The organism is Herbidospora daliensis, from assembly GCF_001570585.1.
In the GTDB taxonomy this organism is placed as follows: Bacteria; Actinomycetota; Actinomycetes; order Streptosporangiales; family Streptosporangiaceae; genus Herbidospora; species Herbidospora daliensis.
Window position 1 is genome coordinate 138244 of sequence record NZ_BBXF01000006.1, and the last position, 21347, is coordinate 159590.

Here is a 21347-nt window from a genome sequence, read left to right on the forward strand (position 1 = left end):
CGAATTTCGTCGCTGTTACACGTAGATATCGAGGAATCCGAAGCCGTTTCAATTTGCAACCACGTTTTCCCTTGGCAGATCTCCGGGACGCCGTGCACACTGACAGCGGAGCTCAGACACCAAGGGAAGTACTGATGACGCACCCCGAAGACCTGCAGAGAGCGGCTCACGACAACCTCTGGATGCACTTCACCCGCCACGGCGCCTACGAGAACGCCGAGGTGCCCATGATCGTGCGAGGTGAGGGCGCCTACATCTACGACGTCAACGGAAAGCGCTACCTCGACGGCCTCGCCGGCCTCTTCGTGGTGCAGGCCGGCCACGGCCGCAGCGAGCTCGCCGAGGCGGCCGCCAAGCAGGCCCAGGAGCTGGCCTTCTTCCCGCTGTGGTCCTATGCCCACCCCAAGGCGGTGGAGCTCGCCGCCCGGCTGGTCGAGCACACCCCCGGCGACCTGAACCGTGTGTTCTTCACCACAGGCGGCGGCGAGGCGGTGGAGACCGCCTGGAAGCTCGCCAAGCAGTACTTCAAGCTGACCGGCAAGCCGCTCAAGCACAAGGTCATCAGCCGCCAGATCGCCTACCACGGCACCCCGCAGGGCGCCCTGTCGATCACCGGCATCCCCTTGTTCAAGCAGATGTTCGAGCCGCTGGTGCCGGGTTCGGTCCGGGTGCCGAACACCAACCACTACCGCGCCGACGAGATCACCGGCGTCCCCGGCATGACCCCCGAGCAGTACGGCATCTGGGCCGCCGAGCGGGTCGCCCGCGCGATCGAGATGGAGGGCCCCGACACGGTGGCCGCCGTCTTCGTCGAGCCGGTCCAGAACGCCGGCGGCTGCTTCCCGCCGCCTCCCGGCTACTTCAAGCGACTGCGCGAGATCTGCGACGAGTACGACGTTCTGCTCGTCTCCGACGAGGTCATCTGCGCCTACGGCCGGCTCGGCACCATGTTCGCCGGGGAAAAATTTGACTACGTACCGGACATCATCACGTCCGCGAAGGGTCTGACCAGCGGGTATTCTCCACTTGGAGCGATGATCTGCTCCGACCGGCTCTTCGAGCCGTTCAAGTCGGGGACCGAGATGTTCGCCCACGGCTACACGTTCGGCGGACACCCCGTGTCGGCGGCCGTGGCGCTGGCGAACCTCGATTTGTTCGAGCGCGAAGACCTGCTGGGTCACGTGACCCGCAACGAGGGCGCGTTCCGCGCCACCCTGGAGAGGCTCTACGACCTGCCCATCGTCGGCGATGTGCGGGGCAGCGGGTTCTTCTGGGGCGTCGAGCTCGTGAAAGACAAAAACACCAAAGAGACCTTCAGCGCCGACGAGTCGGAGCGCCTGATCAGGGGCTTCCTCTCCAAGGCGCTGTTCGAGGCAGGACTTTACTGCCGGGCGGACGATCGCGGCGATCCCGTGGTCCAGCTCGCCCCGCCGCTCATCTGCGGCCAGAAGGAGTTCGACGAAATCGAATCCATCCTTCGCGGAGTCCTCACCGAAGCCTGGGCTCTGCTCTGAGAAAGGAACCCCGAAGATGAAGATCGGCGTGCCCGCCGAGGTCAAGAACCACGAATATCGTGTCGCCGCGACCCCCGCGGGCGTCCACGAGCTGGTCGTCCACGGCCACGACGTCCATGTCCAGCGCGGCGCGGGCCTCGGTTCGCACATCCCCGACGAGGAGTACCTGGCGGCCGGCGCGAAGATCGTCGAATCGGCCGACGAGGTGTGGTCCGAGTCGGAGATGATCCTGAAGGTCAAGGAGCCGATCGCCGAGGAGTACCACCGGCTCCGCGAGGGTCAGGTGCTCTTCACCTACCTCCACCTGGCCGCCTCCCGGCCGTGCACCGACGCGCTCCTTTCGAGCCGCACCACGGCCATCGCCTACGAGACGGTCCAGATCGGCGGCGCGCTGCCGCTGCTGGCCCCGATGTCCGAGGTGGCCGGGCGGCTGGCGCCGCAGGTGGGGGCGTACAACCTGATGCGCTTCAACGGCGGCCGGGGCGTGCTCCCGGGCGGCGTGCCCGGCGTGGCGCCGGCGAAGGTCGTCGTCATCGGCGGCGGCGTCTCCGGCCTGCACGCCGCGCAGATCGCGGTCGGCATGGGCGCCGAGGTGACCATCCTCGACGTCAACATCGACCGCCTGCGCTTCATCGACGCGATCTACCAGGGCCGCCTCAAGACCCTGGTGTCCACGTCGTACGCCATCGAGAAGGCCTGCATGGAGGCCGACCTGGTGATCGGCGCCGTGCTGATCCCGGGCGCCAAGGCCCCCCAGCTGGTCTCGAACGCGCTGGTGGCCCGCATGAAGCCGGGTTCGGTGCTCGTCGACATCGCGATCGACCAGGGCGGCTGCTTCGAGGACTCCCGTCCGACCACGCACGCCGAGCCGACCTTCACGGTCCACAACTCGATCTTCTACTGCGTGGCGAACATGCCGGGCTCGGTGGCCAACACCTCCACCTACGCCCTCACCAACGCCACCCTGCCCTACGCGGTCAAGCTGGCCGACCTGGGCTGGAAGAAGGCGCTGGCGGCCGACCCCGCGCTCGCGCTCGGGCTCAACACCCACCAGGGTCTCGTCACCAACGAGCCGGTGGCGGTGGCGCACCAGCTGCCGTTCACCCCGGTCGGCGAGGTCATCGCGGCCTAGCTCAGGCCCAAACGTTTTCGCAGGTCACGGGCCGTCTCCAGGACCCGCTCCACTTCGGTGGGGGTGGGCCAGGGGGCGGTCCCCGGCCGTAGCAGGGTGGCCCGCACGGCCGCGAGGTGCTCGACCGCGCCGACGTGCAGGCCGCTCTTCTCGGCCAGCCAGGTGATCGGGTCGATCGGGTCGCGCAGCCGCCGGGTGACCATGTCCCAGGTGCCCAGGATCTCGCTCAGCTCGGCCACGTCGAGGCTGGTCTCGCCGCGCCGTCCGGCCGCCGCGACGGCCAGTTCGGCCCGCGCGGCCAGTTCGGGCTCGGCCGGCCGGTCCCAGCCCGGCGTCTTCGGCAGGTTGCTCCACCGCTCGGCCTCCATGGCCCGGTCGGTGGCCGTCAGCAGCGTGGCCAGCTCCAGCGCGGCCCGGTAGTGGCCCTGCGCCGCCGCCTGCCGCAACCAGTGCTCGCCGCCGCTCATGTCGGCGTGCTCGGCGATCAGCAGCAAACCGAAGTTGTACGCCGCCTCGGCGTCGCCGCTCGCCGCCGCGCGCCCGAACCAGTGGGAGGCGGCCCGCGCGTCGTCGAGCTCGACGCAGACGAACCCGGCCATGCGCTGGTCGTCGACCCGCCCCGTGCCGGCGGCCCGCTCGAACCAGGCCCGCGCCGTGCGCAGGTCTCGCCTGGCCAGCGCCAGGTTGCCCAGCTGGGAGGCGGCCCCCGGGTGGTCGTGCTGGGAAGCCAGCCGGTAGAGCACCTCGGCGCCCTCGGGGTCGCGCAGGGCGTGCAGCAGCAGCCCCAGGTGGTAGGCGGCCTCGGCGTGCCCGCCCCGGGCCGCGAACTCCCACCAGTGCCGCGCGTCGCCCTCCTCGCCGCCCGAGTAGCCGAGGAAGCCCAGGTCGTGGGCGCTGGTCAGGTCGCCGTCGAGGGCGGCCCTGCGGTGCCAGTCGCGGGCGCGCGTCAGTTCTCCCGCGTCCTCGCAGAGCAGCGCCAGTCTTCTGGACGCCCGCCGCGACCCGGCGGAGGCGGCCGTCTCGTACCAGTGGAAGGCGGCGGGGGCGTCGCCCTTCTGCTCCAGCAGCAACGTGGCCAGGTTGGCGGCGGCCTCGGCGTCGCCGGTGCCGGCGGCCAGTTCGTACCAGCGCAGCGCCTCGTCGAGCGAACCGTGCTTCTCGTGCCACTTGCCGAGGTTGAACGCGCTGTCGACGTTGCCGGCCCCGGCCGCCCGCTCCCACCAGTGGCGGGCCGCCGAGCGGTCGCCGCGCTGGGCGTAGAGCCGCCCCAGCAGGTGGGCCGCGCGGGCGTCCCCCGCCTGAGCGGCGGCGTGCAGATCGTCGCCCTCGCCGTCGGCGGCGGGGCGGGGCGGCGGGACCTGTGCGGTCCGGGCCGACACCTCAGGCCACATTGTCATGCCCGACAGAGTTGCATGTAACGGTCTGGTCACGGATGGTGATTGCCAGTTTCTTACCTCAGCGGATGCTGATGAATCCCGAGAACATGCCCATGCCGCACGAGTATCGGACCGTCCCCGGGCCCCGCGCGGGAAGCCGTATCGTGACCTGCCCGGTCTCCGGCAGGGCGACGTCGCGGCCGTCGATCACGACCGTGGTGGTGCAACTGCGGTTGGCCTCGGTACGGAAGACCACCACGATCTCCCGATGCGCCGCGGCCGAGATGCCCACCGGCCGGAACCCGCCCGGGGTCGCCCAGACCACGTTCCCGGCCGAGGCGGCGACGGCGGGGCTGTCGGGCAACCAGCCGCCGAGGCGTACCCCGGAGAAGACGGTGAACAGACCGGCGGCGATCACCACCACCCCGGCCCACCGGGCCAGCCGCTTGAGCACGATGCCGACCAGCGCGAACGCCGGAGAGCTCCCCAGCACGAACCCGCCCATCAGCACCGCCCCGGCCAGCGCCGACCCGCCGGAGACCGCCACGAGCTCGGTGCTCAGCGTCACCCCGCACGGCACCAGGATCGTCGCCGCCCCGCGCGCGAACGGGCTCCCGGTGAGCGGCCGGCACGCCATCGGCCTGCGGAGCAGCGCGACGCCCGCGACCACCACGCCGATCCCGGCGGCGACCAGCACCATCGCCCGCACGGCCGGGGCGATCACCAGCGCCGACCCGACCAGCCCGAGCAGCGCTCCCAGCACCACGTGGACGAGGGCCCGCCCGGCCAGGAAGGCCCAGATGCGGTCGACCCCCGCGATCAGCCCACCCTGGACGGCCGTGCACGACACGGAGCCCGCGAGCAGCCCGGCGCCCACCCCGCCGGCGAACAAGGCCATCACCAGCGCAACCTAACGTGACCGGCCGGACGCGAGAAGTGGCCCGGATGCCACTCCCTCCGTACCTGGCCGCAGCACGGAAAGCGCTTACCGGGCTATTCCATCACGTCCACCCCGGCCTGACCAGGCCCGATTCGTAGGCGATCACCACGAGCTGGGCGCGGTCGCGCGCCCCGAGCTTCATCATCGCCCGGCTGACGTGGGTCTTCGCCGTGGCGGGCGACATGAACAACTTCCCGGCGATCTCGTCGTTGGTCAGCCCGTTGCCCACCAGGGCGAGCACCTCGCGCTCCCGCTCGGTGAGGGAGCCCAGCTCCTTCGGCACGACTGGCGCCTTCGCCCGCGAGGCGTATTCGGCGATCAGCCGCCGGGTCACGCCGGGCGACAACAACGCCGCACCGCCCGCCACCACCCTGACCGCCTGGATGAGCTCGGCCGGCTCGGTGTCCTTGACCAGGAAGCCGCTCGCGCCGCTCCGGAGCGCCTCGAAGACGTACTCGTCGAGCTCGAAGGTGGTCAGCATGACCACCTTCGGCCCCGGCGGCATCAGCCGGACCGCCGTCAGGCCGTCGGTGCCGGGCATGCGGATGTCCATCAGCACCACGTCGGGGGAGTGCTCCCCGGCCAGCCGCACCGCCTCGGCCCCGTCGCCGGCCTCGGCGACCACCTCCATGCCCTCCTGCGCGTCGAGCAGCGCCCGGAACCCTGCCCGGACGAGGGCCTGGTCGTCGGCCAGCAGGATCCTGATCACGGGCTCTCCTTCACGGGGATCGGGGCGGGGATCGGGAGGGTGGCGGCCACCCGGAAACCGGTGTCATGGGGGCCCGCCGTCAGCGAGCCGCCCAGGGCCGAGGCGCGTTCGCGCATGCCGGGGATGCCGTTGCCGCCGCCCAGATCGGTGACCGCGTCGCGTTTCCCGGCGCCGTCGTCGGTGACCGTGACGGCCAGCACGTCGTCGCCGTATTCGAGCGTGACGACCACCGACGAGCCGGGGGCGTGCCGGGTCACGTTGGTGAGGCTCTCCTGGACGATCCGGTAGGCCGCCCGGTCGGGGCCGTGGGGGATCGGCCTGACCTCGCCGGTCCGCACGAGCTTGACGTCGAGGCAGCTGCGGTCGGCCAGGTCGTCGAGGCGGTCGAGCCCGGCGGTCGGGGTGCGGGGCGCGCCCTCGCGCAGCACGTCGAGCACGCCACGCATCTCGCTCAGCACGTCCTTGGACGCCGTCTTGATCGTCGACAGGGCGCTGCGGGCCTGCTCGGGATGGGTCTCGATCAGGTGCAGCGCGGTCGAGGCCTGCACGTGGATGAGCGAGATGTTGTGCGCCAGCACGTCGTGGAGCTCCTGGGCCATGGTCAGCCGCTCCTCGCTGGCCTGCCGACGTTCCTCCTCGGCCGCCTTCTGGGCCTTCTCGGCCCGGCGTTCGCGAAAGGCCCGGATCCACTCGGCGAAGACCAGCACCAGCAGCAGGCACGCCGCCACGGTGAGGTTGTGGAACCAGCCGGCGTTTCCCTCTGCGAACCAGGTGGTGTAGACGACGACGAAGACGAGCGCCGCCAGGCCCCCCGCCCACGCCGGGCGCCGGTGACCGGAGACCAGGGTGTGCACGATCATGATGATCGGCGTCAGGAACACCGGCCCGTAGGCGAAGCCGCACGCCAGGTAGACCGCGGTCGCCGCGAGGGTGACGGCCATGGCCGCGACGGGCCGCCGCCGCATCCACAGGATCATCGCGGGGCCGACGAGCAGGAGCAGGTAGCCCCGCCAGTCGAGGGGGGCGCGGGTGGGCTGGCCGTATTGGGCCCCCACGGACGCGGCGGTCTGCACCACCGCCGCGACGATGGCGTGCACCACGTCTCTGCGCTCGACCACGGTGTCACGTTAGGCGACGCCAGTGGGCATGACATCCATCAGCGGGGGCAGCCCGCACTACACCGTCGGGCGTACCGGGTCTTGACATGTCCGGTCATCCTTGGATGATCGCAAAGTGGAGGTGACCATGAGACGCGTCACAGGCGCCGCGCTCGGGATCGTCGTACTGGGGGCGCTCGTCGCCCCGCCCGCCCAGGCCCGGCCGCAGGTGGAGAAGAAACCCGTCGCCGAGGGCTACGACGGGGCCGTGGCCACCGTCGACCTGGAGGCCAGCAAGGTCGCGCTCGGCGTGCTGAAGAACGGCGGCAACGCCATGGACGCCGCCGTCGCCGGGGCCGCCGCGCTCGGGGTCACCGAGCCCTACTCGGCCGGGCTGGCCGGCGGCGGCTTCATCGTCTACTACGACTCCCGCTCCCGCCGGGTGGTGACCGTCGACGGCCGCGAGACCGCCCCGGCGGCGATGACGTCCACGACCTTCGAGGGCATCCCCTTCGACCAGGCCGTCACCAGCGGCCTGTCGGTCGGCGTGCCCGGCTCGGTGGCCCAGTGGGACCTGGCGCTGCGCCGCTTCGGCACGATCACGCTGAAGAAGGCCCTGAAGCCCGCCGCCGACCTGGCCCGCCGGGGCTTCCCCGTCGACCAGACCTTCTACGACCAGACCGCCGCCAACGCGGCCCGCTTCGCCGACTTGACCTCCACGGCGGCCCTCTACCTGCCGGGAGGCGCGCCGCCCCCGGTCGGGTCGACGTTCCGCAACCCCGACCTGGCCCGCACCTACCAGGAGCTCGGCGACAAGGGCCCCTCCTGGCTCTACGGCGGGAAGCTCGGCCAGGAGATCGTCGCCACCGTCAAGAACCCGCCCGTCACCCCCGGCTCGGCCCGCAACGTCCGGCCGGGCCTGATGGAGCTGTCCGACCTGCGGGCCTACCGGGCGCTCACCCCCGAGCCGACCAAGGTCCGCTGGCACGGACTCGACGTCTACGGCATGGCCCCGCCGTCCTCCGGCGGCTCGACCGTCGGCGAGGCGCTCAACATCCTGGAGAACGTCGGCCCGGCCGACCTGGGCGACTACCTGAACGCCAGCAGGCTGGCCTTCGCCGACCGCAACGCCTACGTGGGCGACCCGGCGTTCGTCGACGTCCCGCTGCGGCAGCTCCTGTCGGAGGGCTTCGCCAAGGAGCGGGCCTGCCTGATCGGCGACGCCGCGCTGCCCCACCCGGCGGCTCCCGGCCAGCCCGATGGCGTCTACGGCCCCTGCGCCGCCCCCGCTCCGGCGCCCGAGAGCAAGGAGCAGCAGCCCGAAGGGCCCGAGACCACCCATTTGGTCGTCTCCGACCGGTGGGGGAACGTGGCGGCGTACAACATCACCATCGAGCAGACCGGCGGCGCCGGGATCGTGGTGCCCGGCCGGGGCGTGCTGCTCAACAACGAGCTGACCGACTTCACCTTCGGCCCGGCGCCGGGCGATCCCAACCTGCCCGCCCCGGGCAAGCGCCCGCGCTCCTCGATGGCCCCGACGATCGTGTTCAAGGACGGCAGGCCGCTGCTGGCGGTCGGCTCGCCCGGCGGCGCGACGATCATCACGACCGTGCTGCAGATCCTGCTCAACCGCTTCTCGTTCGGCATGTCGCTGCCCGACGCGGTGGCCGCCCCGCGCGCCTCGCAGCGCAACATCGCGGCGACCCAGGCCGAGCAGGCGTTCATCGACCGCCACGGCGCCGAGCTGACCGCCAAGGGCCACACGTTCGCGCTCACCCCGGAGATCGGCGCCGCGACCGCGCTGGAGTTCCTGAAGCACGGCAAGGTCCAGGCCGTCGCCGAACCGACCCGAAGGGGCGGCGGTAGCGCGCTCGTCGTTCGGTAGACACGTCAAAACCGCCGGCGGGCGCGGTCGCCGGCGGTTCTGCTCGTGGAGGTCTTCCTAGGCCAGGAAGGCGAAGTAGCCGACGACCGCCACCACGATCACCAGGGCGACGCCCAGGGCGATGTAAAGGGGGAGGCGCGACGACTCCTGCTGCTGGGCCTCCTGCGCGGCCTCTTCCTGGTTGCGGGCGAAGGCGCGGAAGGCCTGCGTGTTCCCGGCCGGGTCAACCTGTGGGTCAGACATGTCACGAACTCTAGCGACACACCATGCCCACGAGACACCAATATGTCGTTATTGCTAGTTTTGAGGAATCCGGCCCCATGGCCGGGACCGGTGTGCAAGGCGGATACCTTGTGAGTCATGCTGCGCACCCTGTTCGCTCCCCGGCTGGTGGGCCTCCACCTGCTGGTGATCGGGGTTCTGGTGGCCTTCGCCCTGCTCGGCCGCTGGCAGCTCGGCGTCTTCACCGACTCCGGGCAACCCCGGGCCGCCGCCGACCCGGCCCCCGTCGCGCTGACCGACCTCAGCGTCCCCGGCGAACGCGTGACCGCCGACGAGGTCGGCCGCCGGGTCACCGCCACCGGCACCTATGACGCCGGCGCGCAGCTGCTGGTCGCCGACCGCGAACCCGACGTCGCCGCCCCCGGCGGCCGGGCCTCGGCCGGCCAGGGATTCTGGCTGCTCACCCCGCTGACCCTCACCGACGGCTCGACCATGCCGGTGGTCCGGGGCTGGGTGGCCTCACCCGACGACCCGGCCGCGGCCGTGCCGGCGGGCGAGGTGAGCGTGACCGGCCGCCTGCGGGCGCCCGACCAGTCCGACGCCGTCCAGCGCGGCGGCACCCTGCCCAGCGGGCAGGTCGCGACGGTCTCGACGGCCGAGCTGATCAACCTGTGGACGGGCGACCTGCGCGACGGCTTCGTCGTGGCGACCCAGCAGACGCCCGCCCTGTCGGCCACCCCGGTGGCCGTGCCCGCCCCCACCCAGGGGGCCGCGCTGACCTGGCGCAACCTGGCCTACGCGGCCCAGTGGTGGATCTTCGCGGCATTCGCCGTCTACATGTGGTTCCACTTCGTCCGCGACGCCGTGCGAAGCAACGTACGATCCGAAGACCCCGAACCCGAGCCGGAGACGTGACCGTGGAATCCGCCCTCAAGCCGTTCCGAGTGATGGCCTACATCGTCGGCTGCATGCTGCTCGTGCTGGTGACCGGAATGGTCCTGCGCTACGGGTTCGACATCCCCGGGCCGTCGCAGATCATCTCGCCGATCCACGGCTTCCTCTACATGGTCTATCTGGTCGCCACCATCAACCTGGGCCTCAAGGCCCGCTGGTCGTGGGGCTACATCCTGGGCGTGATGCTGGCCGGCACCGTGCCGTTCCTGTCGTTCTACTTCGAACGGCGGGTCACCGACCGGGTTCACGCCCAGGTCGCGGCGGCCTAGCTAGCGGCCGATGCCCCGGCGGCGCAGGCGCAGGATCCGCCGCCGCTGCGATTCGTCGAGCATGAACCAGGCGACGACGGGCGCCCCGAGGAGCCCGACCACCACCAGGAACGAGATGAGTCCGGGCAGCAGCCAGATGGCGAGCAGCGAACCGATGCCCGCACCGACGTAGTACTTGGCGAGTGGCGACATTGGGGCCCCTTCGGATCATTCGCGATGCATCTCAATACTGGACGATGGATCCTCAACGTGCGTCAAGAGCCCGCAGTTCCCTGAGCGTGCCGACGCCCCCTGGGTCGCCCTCGGTGCTCACGGGAATCAGGGCCACCTCGTCGACCCCCGCGTCGCGATATTCGGCCAGCCGCTTCTCCGCCGACCGGCCGAGCAGCCCGACCGATTCGAGCAGTTCGTCGGGGATCTCGGCGAGCAGCTCGCGGGGATGCGGGCGGGTGCGGGCGAACCGCACCACGTCGCCGAACCCGGCCTCGGTGAACATCTCGCCGTAGCCGGGGGCGGCCAGGTAGCCGACGACACCCCGCCGGAGCTGGTCCATCGCGGCGGCGTCCCCGGTCGCCGAGGCGGTCACCCAGGCGGCCACCCGCGTGCCGCCCGCCGCCCGGTAGTCGTCGACCAGCCGGGCGGCCGAGGCCGGGGTGATCAGGTTGAGCACCATGCGGTCGGCTCTGGCGGCGATCTTCACGGCCTGCGGGCCGAACGCGGCGACGGTGACGGTCGAGCGCGGCGGGTCGAGCCGGAGCCGGTAGCCCGACGAGCGGGCGTGCGCCGACTTCTCCCCGTCGAGCAGGCCGCGCAGCACCTCGGCGTGCTCGGCCAGCGCCCGCGCCGAACCCGCGTGGGGGCGGCCGTGCCACTTCTCGACCACGAGCGGGCTGGAAGTGCCGATGGCGACGTTCACCGGCCGCTTCACGAGGTCGGCCACCGAGGCCACCCCCATGGCGATCATCATCGGGTCGCGGACCGCGACGGCGAAGGGGCCGAGGGTCAAGCTGATGTTCTCGGTGGCCAGGCCGACGGCGGTGGCGAGGGCGAAGGCGTCGTAGGTGGCCATCTCGCCGATCCACAGTTCGGGATAGCCGAGGTCGTCGGCCGCCCTGGCGGTGAGCAGGGCGTCGGAGGCCGGCCGGTCCTGCCACAGACCGAGGGAAACGCTGAGCATGTGGTGCCGTTCTGTTGTTCGTGGACGATCAGGGGAGCTGGTCGGACCGTACCCAGGTGGCGTGGAAGCCGAGCGGTACCCGCTGCGGCAGCAGCACCCGGGCCACCGGTCCCTTGGTGAGGTCGGCGGCGTCGAAGACCTGGACCTCCGAGCGCTGGTCGCGTTCGTCGGTGACGAAGGTGACCAGGTAGCCGTCGTCCTCGCCGGTCGAGCCGTCGCGGGGGGCGAAGGGGGCCTCGCTGCCGTAGCGGTGCTCGCCGAAGTAGTGGGTCTGCTTCGCGCCGGTCAGGTTGTCGTACTTGACCAGGCCGTCGAAGAGGTTGGTGGGGGCCTGCTTGACGGAGACGTTGTAGGCGTACCGGGACTTGCGGCCGGTCAGCCGCAGGTCGATCGAGGGGAACTCGGTGTTGTGGTCGCCGTCGACGTACTCCTCGGAGGTGGCGCCCGTGGTCAGGTCGAAGCGGTAGCGGTACATGCGGGCGTCGAGCTTGAGGTAGCTGATCATGCGGGCCAGCACGCTGCCGCCGCCGCTGGGGGCCGGGCGGCCGACGCGGCAGACGTCCATGACGATCCGGCCGTCCTCCTCCCACGCGTTGACCACGTGGTAGATGTAGCAGGGCTTGGCCTCGAACCATCTGATCTGGTCGGCCCGGCCGCGCTTGGGGATCACCCCGAACCGCGAGGGCAGCGAGCGGTCGAAGGTCAGCTTGTAGCGTCCCTGGCGGGCGGCGTCGAGATCCTGGAACAGCGGCAGGTCCATAAGCACCGCGTGGTTCTCGGTGATCGCCATGTCGTGGGGGAGCCGGGCGCCCGGCAGGTCGAGGTCGACCAGGTGCTCGACGGCGCCCTGGGGGCCGACCACCCCGTACCGGAGGAACGGGGGTCTGGGCCCGTAGTCGAACCAGAACAGCTCGCCGGTGCGTTCGTCGACCTTCGGGTGGGCCATCACGTCGCCGGTCAGCGTGTCGAGGAAGGTCTGCGCGCCCAGCGTCTCGAGCGACAGCGGGTCCATCGTGTACGGAGACCCGCACAGATACCAGGTGGTGAGCAGCCGCCCCTGGTGGAACACGATGTCGGTGTTGGCGGAGTCCTTCAGATTGAGCCCGCGCACGTTGCCGAACGGGTTGGCCTTGGGGTTCTCCATGACCCCCGTCCACAACGACCGCCCGGCCGCGCTCTCGGCCTCGAACGCGCGGGTGCGCACCCACCGGTTGCGGTAGCGGGCGGCGCCGTTCTCGAAGTGCACGGCGTGCACCATGCCGTCGCCGTCGAACCAGTGATAGCGGCCCCGCATGGGGAACCGCGCGTTGGGGCCGTTGCGCAGGTAGACGCCGTTGAGGTCCTTCGGGATCTCGCCGACGACTTTCAGCTGGTCACTGGTGAGCTCCTCCTGGACGGGCGCGTACACCCCGAGGAGGTATGGGTTGTCTTCGCCTGATTCGTCCAGAACTTTCATACAGTGACGCTACGGATAAAGAAGTCAGCTCGTCAATGTGCCCTTAGAGTGGGATATTCGGGTTCATCCAGTAAGCGCGGGGAAACATGCACAGCACCACCTGTCAGGAATCTCATGCCTGAGGCCACCCTGACGGTCGCACCACCTTCGGCCCCGGCCGAAGAGCGGCTCACCCCGATCGGGCAGGCACTCACGATCCTCGGCGACCGGTGGGTCCTGATGATCCTCCAGCGGGCCTTCCTCCTCCACGTCCGCACCTTCGCCGGCTGGCGCGACGAATTGGGCATCAGCGAGTCGGTGCTGGCCTCCCGCCTCAAGGAACTCGTCGCGTGCGGCATCTTCGAGATGGCCGCCTACCGCAACGGCCGGATGCGCTACGAATACCGCCTCACCCAGCGCGGCCTCGACCTCTGGTCGCTGCTGGTCGCCGTCTACTCGTGGGAACGCGACTGGACCGACCGCGAACTGCCCCCGCTCATCCACGACGTCTGCGGTCACGAGTCGCGGCCGGTGCTCGGCTGCGGCCACTGCCTCAACGTGATGACCGCCCGCGGCACCCACACCGTCCGCGGCCCCAACGCCACCTTCGCCAGCGCGCACGCCCCCCGCCAGCACCGCCGCACCGCGGGCCCCCGCCCCGACTACCTCGGCTACTGCCCCGACGCCATGGAGATCCTGGGCGACCGCTGGTCGACCCACGTGCTGGCCGCCGCCTTCCTCGGCGTGAAGCGGTTCGGCGACTTCCAGGCCGAGATGGGCATTGCGCCCTCGGTGCTGACCGACCGGCTGCGCCGCTTCGTCGACCTCGGCGTCTTCCGCTCCTGCGAGTCGGGCTACCGCCTGACCGAACGCGGCCTGGCCTTCTTCGAGGTCTTCGCCTTCCTCGTCGCCTGGGCCCAGCGGGAGCTCCCGACGCCGCCGGGCTCCACGCTCGACATCACTCACAAGTCCTGCGGCGCCGGGCTCGCTCCCGTGTTGTTGTGCACCGCCTGCGGCGGCGTGCTCGCCCGCCGCGAGGTGCACTTCGACATCAGTGCCTGAAGGTCTCCCTGACGCCTTCGGCCATGACGTGCCGTTCGGCCGCGCTGGTCACCGAGTCCAGTGCGGCGTACTCGTATCTCTCCTCCGCGGTGACGTGGGCGAACACGGTCGCCCTGAGGATCTCCAGATCGCGCGTGAAATCGGGTGAATCGGGATCGAGGGTCCTGATGAGCTCTCTGACGTACCCTGCCTCTTTCTTCCGGCTCGCCACGATCTCCGACCCGCCGTTCAGGCGGGCCAGCGCGACGGGATGCACGACGACCTCCTCGGCCTCCTCGTGTACGGCCAGCAGCCGCACCAGCCTCCCGAAGGTCTCCCTGCGGTCGGCCGGCTGACTGCGCTCCACTTCATCGAACAGATCCCTGATCAGGGCGTGCTGACGGGTCAGCACGGTGATCACGTCCAGGTCCTGATCCGGCTCGACGGTGGTGCGGCGGTCCATCCGTGGCCTCCTTTCTGATCTCCTCCGCCTAACCCACACGAATCAGCCGAAACTCGTTGACCCTGGAGACGGGGTTGCCTAATGTTCCGGGCACAATCAAAGAGTCCGGGAGTCCGGTATGAGGCTGCACGCGAAAGATGTCGTCGAGCGTTACACCTCCGCCGGGTGGTGGACTGACGACACCATTGACGGGATGTTGCGGGCTCGCGTTGCCGAACGGCCCGCCGCCCTCGCGGTGGCCGACCCCCCGAACAAGCCCGCCCTCATGGCCGGATCCGAGGTCAAGCGGCTGACCTGGGCCGAACTCGACGCCGAGGTCGACCGGGTGGCCGCCGTCCTTCTTGACCACGGGGTGTCCGCCTCCGACGTGGTGGCCGTCCAGTTGCCGAACTCGGTCGAACTGGCCGTGACCGTGCTGGCCGTGGTGCGCGTCGGGGCCATCGTGACCCCGTTCCCGGTGCAGTTCCGGCGCTACGAACTGGCCCAGCTGACCCCTCTTGCGTCCGCCTCCGTGTTCGTGACCTCGGCCGACCGGGCGGAGGTCGTCCACGAGATCGGGGTGGAGACGGTCCTCGAATGGGGCGGCGGCCTCGACACGGCGACCGGCGACGCCGGGAAGCTCGCCGCCCACCTCGCGGCGCTGGCCGTCGACCCCAACGACTGCGTGACCATCTGCTGGACGTCCGGCACCGAGGCGACCCCCAAGGGCGTGCCGCGGTGCCACTACGACTGGGGCGCGGTCGGCTGGACCTGCGCCGACGCGGTCGGCCTCGGACCCTCCGACGTGGTTCTGAACCCCTTCCCCATGGTCAACATGGCGGGCATCGGCGGCGTCTTCATGCCGTGGTTGCGGACGGGGTTCGCGCTCATCCAGCACCACCCCTTCGACCTGCCGGTCTACCTGACGCAGGTCGCGTCGGAGCGGGTGACGTACACTCTTGCGCCGCCCGCCCTCTTGACGATGTTGCTGCACAAGCCCGAGGTGCTGGGGCAGTTCGACATCTCGTCCCTCACGCGGATCGGGTCGGGGTCGGCGCCGCTGCCGCCGCCGATGGTGCGCGGGTGGCAGGAGAAGCACGGGATCGCGATCATCAACTTCTTCGGGTCGAACGAGGGGATCGCCCTTCTCTCCGACCCGGAGACGATGCCCGACCCGGACGACCGGGCTCGGTACTTCCCCCGGCCGGACGCTCCCGGGACCTCGTGGCCGGGGACGCTGGGCGGGACCTCGGTGAAGCTGTTCTCGCATGACGGGACCGAGGTCGTCTCCGAGGGGGTGCCCGGGGAGCTGCGGTTGTCCGGGCCCACCGTGTTCGCCGGGTACCTGGCCGGGACCGCCGAGGCCGACCCCTTCGACGACGACGGGTACCTCATCACGGGGGACGTGTTCGAGCTGGCCCAGGGGCGGTACCTGCGGTACGTCGACCGGGCCAAGGATCTGATCATCCGGGGCGGGATGAACATCGCGCCGGCCGAGGTCGAGGCGCTGCTCGCGGGGCATCCCGCCGTGGCCGAGGTGGCCGTGGTGGGGTATCCGGACGCGGTGCTGGGCGAGAAGGCGTGCGCGATGGTCGTGGTGAAGCCCGACATGTCGGTGACGCTGGAGTCGCTGGTCGAGTTTCTGCGGGACACGGGGGTGGCTTCCTACAAGCTGCCGGAGCGGCTTGAGGTGGTCGAGGCGCTGCCGCGGAACTCGCTGGGGAAGATCCTCAAGCGGGAGTTGCGCGAGACCCTTTAGGGATAGCGGATCAGCAGGCTCGCCTGCACGTCCTCCGGGCCCCTCGCCGCGTAGAGGTGAGGGGTGTCCGACGTCCACACCAGATGGTCGCCCGCTCCGCCCGTCAGCGGTGACGCCTTCGGACCCACCTCCGCCACGCCGCTGAAGATCGTCAGGTGTTCGGTCACCCCCGGCCCGTGCGCGGGGGAGATCTGCGACGTGCCCGCCTTGATGACCAGCCGGTAGAGCTCGTACGTCACCGTCGCGTCCGTGAACGACTCCAGCAGTCGCCCCTCGACCGCCACGTCAGGCAACACCGCAGGTGACGACAGCAGCGCCGTCAGCGGCACCTCCAGCGCAGCCGTCACCTTCCACAACGTCTCCATGGTCGGGTTCCGGGTCCCCGTCTCCAAGCCCGACATCGTCGCCTTGCCCACCCCGGCCAGCCGCGACAGACCAGACAGCGACATGCCCTTCGCCTCGCGCAGTTCGCGGAGGCGGCGGCCTATCTCTTGGGCGTCCACGTCGGTTATCCTCCCTCACGCCACAAGCGTTCCGTTTATGGAACGATCGGAGGAACCCCCATGGTCGTCCAGCCCATCGTCGCGGGTGTCGTCACCGCCGTCGTCGGGTTCGCGAGTTCGTTCGCGATCCTGCTCGGCGGCTTCCAGGCCGTGGGGGCGAGCCCGGCCCAGGCCGCCTCCGGGCTGCTCGCGGCCTGTCTCGCCGTGGGGGCCGGTTCCATGTGGCTCTCGTTGCGGTACCGGATGCCGATCGTGATCGCCTGGTCCACCCCGGGAGCGGCGCTGCTCGCGTCGACCGGGGCCGTCGAGGGCGGGTTCGCCACGGCCGTGGGGGCGTTCCTCGTGTCGGCGGCGCTGATCGTCGTCGCGGGGCTGTTCCGGCCGCTCGGGCGGTGGATCGCCGCGATTCCGCAGCCCATCGCGGCCGCCATGCTCGCGGGGGTGCTGCTCCAGCTGTGCCTGGCGCCGGTGCAGGCCGTCGTGCAGGTGCCGCGGCTGGCCGTGCCGGTCGTGCTCGTGTGGCTGGTGCTGATGCGGTTCGCGCGGACGTGGGCGGTGCCCGCGGCGCTGGTGGTCGCGATCGTGCTCATCGCCGCTCCGGTCGACGCCGGGTGGCCGCAGCTCGCCTTCACCGCGCCGCGGTTCACCGTCCAGGGGGTGGTGTCCATCGCGGTTCCCTTGTTCTTGGTGACCATGGCCTCTCAGAACGTGCCGGGGATGGCCGTCATGGCGGGGTTCGGGTACCGGGTTCCGCTGGCGAGCGCCCTGCGGGTCACCGGGGTCGCCTCGGCTGCCGCCGCGCCGTTCGGGGGGCACGCGGTCAACCTCGCCGCCATCTCGGCGGCGTTGTCGGCCGGGCCCGACGCCGAGCCCGATCCGGCGCGGCGATGGATCGCCTCGACCACCTCGGGGGTGGCGATGATCTGCCTCGGACTGTCGGCGGCGGTCGCCACCTCGTTCGTGGTGCAGTCGCCGCCGATCCTCATCCAGGGCGTCGCCGGGTTGGCGCTTCTGGGGGCGCTGACCTCGGCCATCAGGAACATCGAGGGGGAGGCGGCCATCATCACCTTCCTGGTGACCGCCTCAGGGATGAGTTTCCTCGGGGTGGGGGCGGCGTTCTGGGGGCTGGTCGCGGGCGGGGTCGTTCACGTCTTCTTCAGCGCCTCCAGGACGAAGGAGAAGATCTCCGCCTCGTAGTGCAGGTGGGCGTAGCGGCCGGGCGGGCCCGAATGGCCGCCGTCTTCGACCTCGACCCGGAACAGCGGGTCGGCGCCGTTGGCGCGGAGGGCGGCCACCCACTTGGCCGGTTCGTGCACCAGCACCCTCGGGTCGTTGACCGCGCCCGTCACCAGCAGCGGGGGCAGGTCGCCGCTCGGGATGTTGTCGTAGGGGGAGTAGGCGAGCATCCAGGTGAAGTCGTCGAGGCGGCGCGGGTCGCCCCACTCGTCCCACTCGTTCACCGTCAGGGGGATGGTGTCGTCGAGCATCGTCGTGACGACGTCCACGAACGGCACTTCGGCCACCACGGCCGCCCACAGGTCGGGGCGCATGCCGTAGACGGCGGCCTGGAGGAGGCCGCCGGCCGACAGGCCGCGGGTGGCGATGCCCGACACGAGCGGGCGCAGGTGCTCGGCCACCGCGATGTGGTCGGTGAAGGTCGTCGGCTTGCGCGAGAGGCGGCCGGCCTGCCACCAGGCGCGGCCCATCTCGCCGCCGCCCCTGACGTGGGCGTGCGCGAAGACCGCGCCCTGGTCGAGGAAGGCCGACAGGGCCGCGTCCCAGGTCGGGTCGAAGACGGCCTCGTAGGCGCCGTAGCCGTAGAGCAGGCACGGCGCGGTTCCGTCGAGCGGCACGTCGGCGCGGCGGACGACGGTGACGGGGATCTCCACGCCGTCGTCGGCGGGGGCCCAGAGGCGTTCGCTCACGTAGCCGTCGTGGCGGGGGTTCTCCTTCACCAGCTTCCGTACGCCGGACGCGAGCGTCAGCCGCCACCACTGCGTCGGTTCGCTGTACGACCCCGTCTCGAAGACCACCGAATCGGTCAGGTACTCCGCGTTGTGCACCAGGGCGATGCGCCCGCAGGGCACCGGGGGATGCACCTCGTAGGACGTCCCGTCGTCGCCGAGCACCCGCAGCAACGGGTCGCCGCCCCGGCGCAGGGTCAGCACCTTGTGGCCGTCGAAGCAGTCGACCGCATGGATGCGCTCGCCGGGCAGCGGCGGCACGCCGACCACCCGGAACTCCGAATGCCCCTCGTCGGTCCAGGTCACCAGGCCGTCGAGGGTGGCGTCGCAGTGGTATTCGACGCCCGGACGCCGCCCGCCGACCGACTCGGGCACCCCGTCGTTCACCGACCACACCTCGGTCGTGTCGCGGCTGGCGGCGGTGATGAGCAGGTGGGTGCCCGACCGGGTGGCCCGCACGGTCAGCTCGAACCGGCGGTCGCCCTCGCGCAGCACGACCTCGTCGGCGCCCGTGGAGAGGTCGTAGCGGCGCACCTCGCACGGGCGGTACACCTCGTCCACCACCGTGTAGTAGAACCACCCGTCGGCCCAGCCGCCCGTGTAATAGGTGCCGCCGATGCTCACCGGCAGGTCCTCCAGCGTCTCCAGGTTGCGGAAGCGCAGGTCGTAGACCTCGTCGCCGGTCACGTCGATCGAGTAGGCCAGCCAGCGGCCGTCGGGCGACACCTCGCGCACGCCCAGTTCGACGTAGTCGCCGAACGCGTCGAGGTCAAGGAGCACCTGGTCGGAAGCATCACGCTTTCGTCTGAATTCGCCGAACTCTCTTCCGGCGTCAATCCGCGTGTAGTAGACAAAGGCCCCATGACGCCAACTGACTGAAGACTCAGTCTCAGGCGTCCGTCCAGCCATTATGGCTGCGAGATGCTGCCGAAAGGGGGCGGTGTGGGCGATCCGGGACTCGTAGCGCCGCCGCTCGGAAATGAGCACGTCTCGTACCGCCACGGAGTCTCTCATCCAGGCGTGGTCGTCGATGCGCTCGATGCCGTGCAGTTTGTGCACTACCGGGTGTGTCATGGCAGGACAGTACCGATTTGGAGCGACTCCCGCCCCCGGAGGACGATATGCACCATTTCGTCATCAGAGCACTGACCTTCGCACTCGCCGGAGGGCTCCTGTCCACCCCCCTCAGCCCGACGCCCGCCGCCCCGAAAGTCACCTTCACGATCGGGATCCAGTCGGACGTCGACTCGACGAACCCCTTCACGGGCATCGTCGTGGAGGCCTACGAGACCTACGCGCTCATGTACGACTACCTCACCACCTCCAGCGCCAAGGACGTCTCGCCGCAGCCGTCCCTCGCCGAGTCCTACAGCGAGGCGCCGGACAAGAAGTCGTGGACGTACAAGATCAGAGCCGGGGTGACGTGGTCGGACGGGCAGCCGCTGACGGCGCGCGACGCGGCGTACACCTTCAACCGGATCATCGACGGCGACTTCGAGCAGACCAACTACGGCAACTACGTCGCCAACATCGACAAGGCCGAGGCGACCGACGACAACACGCTGGTCCTGCACGTCAAGCAGCCGACGCCGATCATGGAACGGCTGGCCGTGCCGATCCTGCCCGAGCACGTCTGGAAGGACGTCGACGGCAAGGCGGTCAAGTCGTACGAGAACGAACCCCAGAACGGTCAGCCGGTCGTCGGCTCCGGACCCTTCCAGCTGGTCGAGCGGCGCAAGGGGCAGTACCTCCGGTTCGCCGCGAACAAGAACTACTGGCAGGGCGCGCCGAAGTTCGACGAACTGGTCTTCCGGGTGTTCACCAACGCCGACGCCGAGGCGCAGGCGCTGATCCGGGGTGAGATCGACTTCGCCTACGACCTGCAGAGCAACGTCTTCAACTCGCTCAAGGACAAGCCCGGGGTGACGACGCGCAGCTCGGAGTACTCCGGCTTCAACGAGATCGCCTTCAACACCGGCGCGGCCCTGGCCGACGGCACCGCGATCGGCGACGGCCATGAGGCGCTGAAGAACAAGCAGGTCAGGCTGGCCATCTCGCACGCCATCGACCGCAAGACCCTCGTCGACCGGGTGCTCAACGGGCACGGGTCGCCGGGCGACACCTTCATCCCGCCGGTCTATCCGCTGCTGCACTACACGCCCACCGCGCCGCAGAACTTCGACCTGGCCAAGGCGAACCAGCTGCTCGACGCGGCCGGATATCCGAAGAAGGCCGACGGCACCCGCTTCGCGCTGCGGCTGTTCGCCCGGCAGGAGTCGCAGGACTCGCAGAGCACCGCCGAGTTCGTGAAGAGCTGGCTGAAGGAGATCGGCATCGACGTCACCGTCAAGGTGATGTCGGAGGACACCCTCACCGAGGTGATCGGCCAGGGCGACTACGACATGTTCGAGTGGGGCTGGGTGGTCGAACCCGACCCCGACTACCAGATGTCGGTCTTCACCTGCGGCAAGCGCAGCTACAAGGACGGCGACGCGATCTACGCCGACCTGTCGGACTCCTTCTACTGCAACCCCGCCTACGACGAGCTCTACGAGCAGCAGGCCGGGGAGACCGACCAGGCCAAGCGGGCCGAACTGGCCAAGCGCATGCAGCAGCTCGTCCACGACGACGCCGCCTATGCCATCACCTACTACTACAACGACCTGGTCGCCTACCGGAGCGACCGCTGGACGGGCTTCACCCCCCAGCCCGACCCCCACGGGTCGTTGTTGTTCCAGTACGGCGTGCACTCCTACCTGACGATGGCGCCCGTCACGGCCACCGGTGCGCCGGCGGCGGCCGAGTCGCCCTCCGGAGGCAGCCTGGGCCTGGTCGTCACCGTGGCCGTGGGTGTGCTGATCCTGGGAGGCGCCGGGTTCCTGGCGCTGCGGCGGCGGTCGTCGGCCTCCGCCGACGACCGGGAGTGAA

General features: G+C 70.4%; 20 protein-coding genes. 9 read left to right on the forward strand and 11 right to left on the reverse strand.

What is annotated here, in order from left to right; translation table 11 throughout:
* Positions 1-134: 134 nt before the first annotated feature.
* Positions 135-1514: an aspartate aminotransferase family protein gene (locus tag AW274_RS28880; protein ID WP_062438377.1), complete on the forward strand. Its 1380-nt coding sequence runs from the start codon at positions 135-137 to the stop codon at positions 1512-1514.
* A 16-nt stretch (positions 1515-1530) separates the two neighbouring features.
* Complete coding sequence (gene ald / locus AW274_RS28885) at positions 1531-2646, forward strand: alanine dehydrogenase (RefSeq protein WP_062438380.1); 1116 nt, start codon at positions 1531-1533, stop codon at positions 2644-2646.
* Here the strand turns inward: ald and AW274_RS28890 are convergent.
* From AW274_RS28890 to AW274_RS28905, 4 genes are all read right to left on the reverse strand, one after another.
* The gene (locus tag AW274_RS28890; RefSeq protein WP_157520784.1) at positions 2643-4043 is read right to left on the reverse strand and encodes a tetratricopeptide repeat protein; all 1401 of its coding nucleotides are present in this window, start codon (positions 4041-4043) and stop codon (positions 2643-2645) included. The two genes, ald and AW274_RS28890, sit on opposite strands and share 4 nt — an antisense overlap.
* Positions 4044-4101: 58 nt before the next feature.
* Complete coding sequence (locus AW274_RS28895) at positions 4102-4920, reverse strand: sulfite exporter TauE/SafE family protein (RefSeq protein WP_062438386.1); 819 nt, start codon at positions 4918-4920, stop codon at positions 4102-4104.
* 103 nt (positions 4921-5023) lie between these two features.
* Positions 5024-5671, reverse strand: a complete 648-nt coding sequence (locus AW274_RS28900) for a response regulator transcription factor (RefSeq protein ID WP_062438390.1) — start codon at positions 5669-5671, stop codon at positions 5024-5026.
* On the reverse strand, positions 5668-6789 hold the full coding sequence (locus AW274_RS28905; RefSeq protein WP_062438393.1) for a sensor histidine kinase: 1122 nt from the start codon (positions 6787-6789) through the stop codon (positions 5668-5670). Before AW274_RS28905 ends, AW274_RS28900 begins: the two co-directional genes overlap by 4 nt.
* Before the next feature lie 127 nt (positions 6790-6916).
* Here AW274_RS28905 and ggt point away from each other — a divergent pair, with 127 nt between their 5' ends.
* Positions 6917-8653 carry a gamma-glutamyltransferase gene (gene ggt / locus AW274_RS28910; protein WP_062439446.1) on the forward strand — a complete coding sequence of 579 codons (1737 nt, stop codon included), beginning with the start codon at positions 6917-6919 and terminating at the stop codon, positions 8651-8653.
* A gap of 57 nt (positions 8654-8710) precedes the next feature.
* Here the strand turns inward: ggt and AW274_RS28915 are convergent, their stop codons facing one another.
* Positions 8711-8896, reverse strand: a complete 186-nt coding sequence (locus tag AW274_RS28915) for a hypothetical protein (RefSeq protein WP_062438396.1) — start codon at positions 8894-8896, stop codon at positions 8711-8713.
* Positions 8897-9013: 117 nt separating this feature from the next.
* Here AW274_RS28915 and AW274_RS28920 point away from each other — a divergent pair, with 117 nt between their 5' ends.
* The gene (locus AW274_RS28920) at positions 9014-9790 is read left to right on the forward strand and encodes an SURF1 family protein (RefSeq protein ID WP_062438401.1); all 777 of its coding nucleotides are present in this window, start codon (positions 9014-9016) and stop codon (positions 9788-9790) included.
* Positions 9787-10098, forward strand: a complete 312-nt coding sequence (locus tag AW274_RS28925; RefSeq protein ID WP_034383168.1) for a DUF3817 domain-containing protein — start codon at positions 9787-9789, stop codon at positions 10096-10098. Before AW274_RS28920 ends, AW274_RS28925 begins: the two co-directional genes overlap by 4 nt.
* Here AW274_RS28925 and AW274_RS28930 read toward each other — a convergent pair whose 3' ends face one another.
* From AW274_RS28930 to AW274_RS28940, 3 genes are read right to left on the reverse strand one after another with little or no spacing between them, the layout of a single operon-like run.
* A complete protein-coding gene (locus AW274_RS28930) occupies positions 10099-10290 on the reverse strand; it encodes a tail-anchor membrane protein (RefSeq protein WP_030451175.1) in 192 nt (63 codons plus the stop codon).
* 52 nt (positions 10291-10342) lie between these two features.
* Positions 10343-11275, reverse strand: coding sequence for an LLM class F420-dependent oxidoreductase (locus AW274_RS28935; RefSeq protein WP_062438404.1), 933 nt, complete (start codon positions 11273-11275; stop codon positions 10343-10345).
* A gap of 28 nt (positions 11276-11303) precedes the next feature.
* Positions 11304-12731: a carotenoid oxygenase family protein gene (locus AW274_RS28940; RefSeq protein ID WP_062438407.1), complete on the reverse strand. Its 1428-nt coding sequence runs from the start codon at positions 12729-12731 to the stop codon at positions 11304-11306.
* Between the two features lie 114 nt (positions 12732-12845).
* Between AW274_RS28940 and AW274_RS28945 the strand changes: the two genes are divergently transcribed.
* Positions 12846-13772: a winged helix-turn-helix transcriptional regulator gene (locus AW274_RS28945; protein ID WP_062438411.1), complete on the forward strand. Its 927-nt coding sequence runs from the start codon at positions 12846-12848 to the stop codon at positions 13770-13772.
* On the opposite strand, the gene AW274_RS28950 is transcribed toward AW274_RS28945, so the two are convergent.
* The gene (locus tag AW274_RS28950; protein WP_062438414.1) at positions 13762-14214 is read right to left on the reverse strand and encodes a hemerythrin domain-containing protein; all 453 of its coding nucleotides are present in this window, start codon (positions 14212-14214) and stop codon (positions 13762-13764) included. The genes AW274_RS28945 and AW274_RS28950 overlap by 11 nt on opposite strands.
* Positions 14215-14407: 193 nt before the next feature.
* Here AW274_RS28950 and AW274_RS28955 point away from each other — a divergent pair, with 193 nt between their 5' ends.
* Positions 14408-15952: a class I adenylate-forming enzyme family protein gene (locus AW274_RS28955; RefSeq protein WP_232320470.1), complete on the forward strand. Its 1545-nt coding sequence runs from the start codon at positions 14408-14410 to the stop codon at positions 15950-15952.
* Here the strand turns inward: AW274_RS28955 and AW274_RS28960 are convergent.
* Entirely contained in the window at positions 15949-16455 is a 507-nt protein-coding gene (locus tag AW274_RS28960) for a helix-turn-helix domain-containing protein (protein ID WP_062438420.1), read from the reverse strand. The two genes, AW274_RS28955 and AW274_RS28960, sit on opposite strands and share 4 nt — an antisense overlap.
* A gap of 60 nt (positions 16456-16515) precedes the next feature.
* On the opposite strand from AW274_RS28960, the gene AW274_RS28965 reads away from it, so the two are divergent.
* Entirely contained in the window at positions 16516-17652 is a 1137-nt protein-coding gene (locus tag AW274_RS28965) for a benzoate/H(+) symporter BenE family transporter (protein ID WP_062438422.1), read from the forward strand.
* On the opposite strand, the gene AW274_RS28970 is transcribed toward AW274_RS28965, so the two are convergent.
* Positions 17601-19493, reverse strand: a complete 1893-nt coding sequence (locus AW274_RS28970; protein WP_083974985.1) for a prolyl oligopeptidase family serine peptidase — start codon at positions 19491-19493, stop codon at positions 17601-17603. The two genes, AW274_RS28965 and AW274_RS28970, sit on opposite strands and share 52 nt — an antisense overlap.
* A gap of 47 nt (positions 19494-19540) precedes the next feature.
* Between AW274_RS28970 and AW274_RS28975 the strand changes: the two genes are divergently transcribed.
* Positions 19541-21346, forward strand: a complete 1806-nt coding sequence (locus tag AW274_RS28975; RefSeq protein WP_062438426.1) for an ABC transporter substrate-binding protein — start codon at positions 19541-19543, stop codon at positions 21344-21346.
* The last annotated feature ends 1 nt before the right edge of the window (position 21347 follow it).

Excerpts from the sequence above, each read along its gene's own strand:
- AW274_RS28955 (WP_232320470.1), top strand. The coding sequence starts at position 14,408 with ATGTTGCGGGCTCGCGTTGCCGAACGGCCCGCCGCCCTCGCGGTGGCC.
- AW274_RS28930 (WP_030451175.1), bottom strand. The coding sequence starts at position 10,290 with ATGTCGCCACTCGCCAAGTACTACGTCGGTGCGGGCATCGGTTCGCTG.
- AW274_RS28940 (WP_062438407.1), bottom strand. The coding sequence starts at position 12,731 with ATGAAAGTTCTGGACGAATCAGGCGAAGACAACCCATACCTCCTCGGG.
- AW274_RS28880 (WP_062438377.1), top strand. The coding sequence starts at position 135 with ATGACGCACCCCGAAGACCTGCAGAGAGCGGCTCACGACAACCTCTGG.
- AW274_RS28945 (WP_062438411.1), top strand. The coding sequence starts at position 12,846 with ATGCCTGAGGCCACCCTGACGGTCGCACCACCTTCGGCCCCGGCCGAA.
- AW274_RS28895 (WP_062438386.1), bottom strand. The coding sequence starts at position 4,920 with ATGGCCTTGTTCGCCGGCGGGGTGGGCGCCGGGCTGCTCGCGGGCTCC.
- AW274_RS28950 (WP_062438414.1), bottom strand. The coding sequence starts at position 14,214 with ATGGACCGCCGCACCACCGTCGAGCCGGATCAGGACCTGGACGTGATC.
- AW274_RS28915 (WP_062438396.1), bottom strand. The coding sequence starts at position 8,896 with ATGTCTGACCCACAGGTTGACCCGGCCGGGAACACGCAGGCCTTCCGC.
- AW274_RS28935 (WP_062438404.1), bottom strand. The coding sequence starts at position 11,275 with ATGCTCAGCGTTTCCCTCGGTCTGTGGCAGGACCGGCCGGCCTCCGAC.
- ald (WP_062438380.1), top strand. The coding sequence starts at position 1,531 with ATGAAGATCGGCGTGCCCGCCGAGGTCAAGAACCACGAATATCGTGTC.
- AW274_RS28965 (WP_062438422.1), top strand. The coding sequence starts at position 16,516 with ATGGTCGTCCAGCCCATCGTCGCGGGTGTCGTCACCGCCGTCGTCGGG.
- AW274_RS28920 (WP_062438401.1), top strand. The coding sequence starts at position 9,014 with ATGCTGCGCACCCTGTTCGCTCCCCGGCTGGTGGGCCTCCACCTGCTG.
- AW274_RS28890 (WP_157520784.1), bottom strand. The coding sequence starts at position 4,043 with ATGACAATGTGGCCTGAGGTGTCGGCCCGGACCGCACAGGTCCCGCCG.
- AW274_RS28970 (WP_083974985.1), bottom strand. The coding sequence starts at position 19,493 with ATGACACACCCGGTAGTGCACAAACTGCACGGCATCGAGCGCATCGAC.
- AW274_RS28975 (WP_062438426.1), top strand. The coding sequence starts at position 19,541 with ATGCACCATTTCGTCATCAGAGCACTGACCTTCGCACTCGCCGGAGGG.
- ggt (WP_062439446.1), top strand. The coding sequence starts at position 6,917 with ATGAGACGCGTCACAGGCGCCGCGCTCGGGATCGTCGTACTGGGGGCG.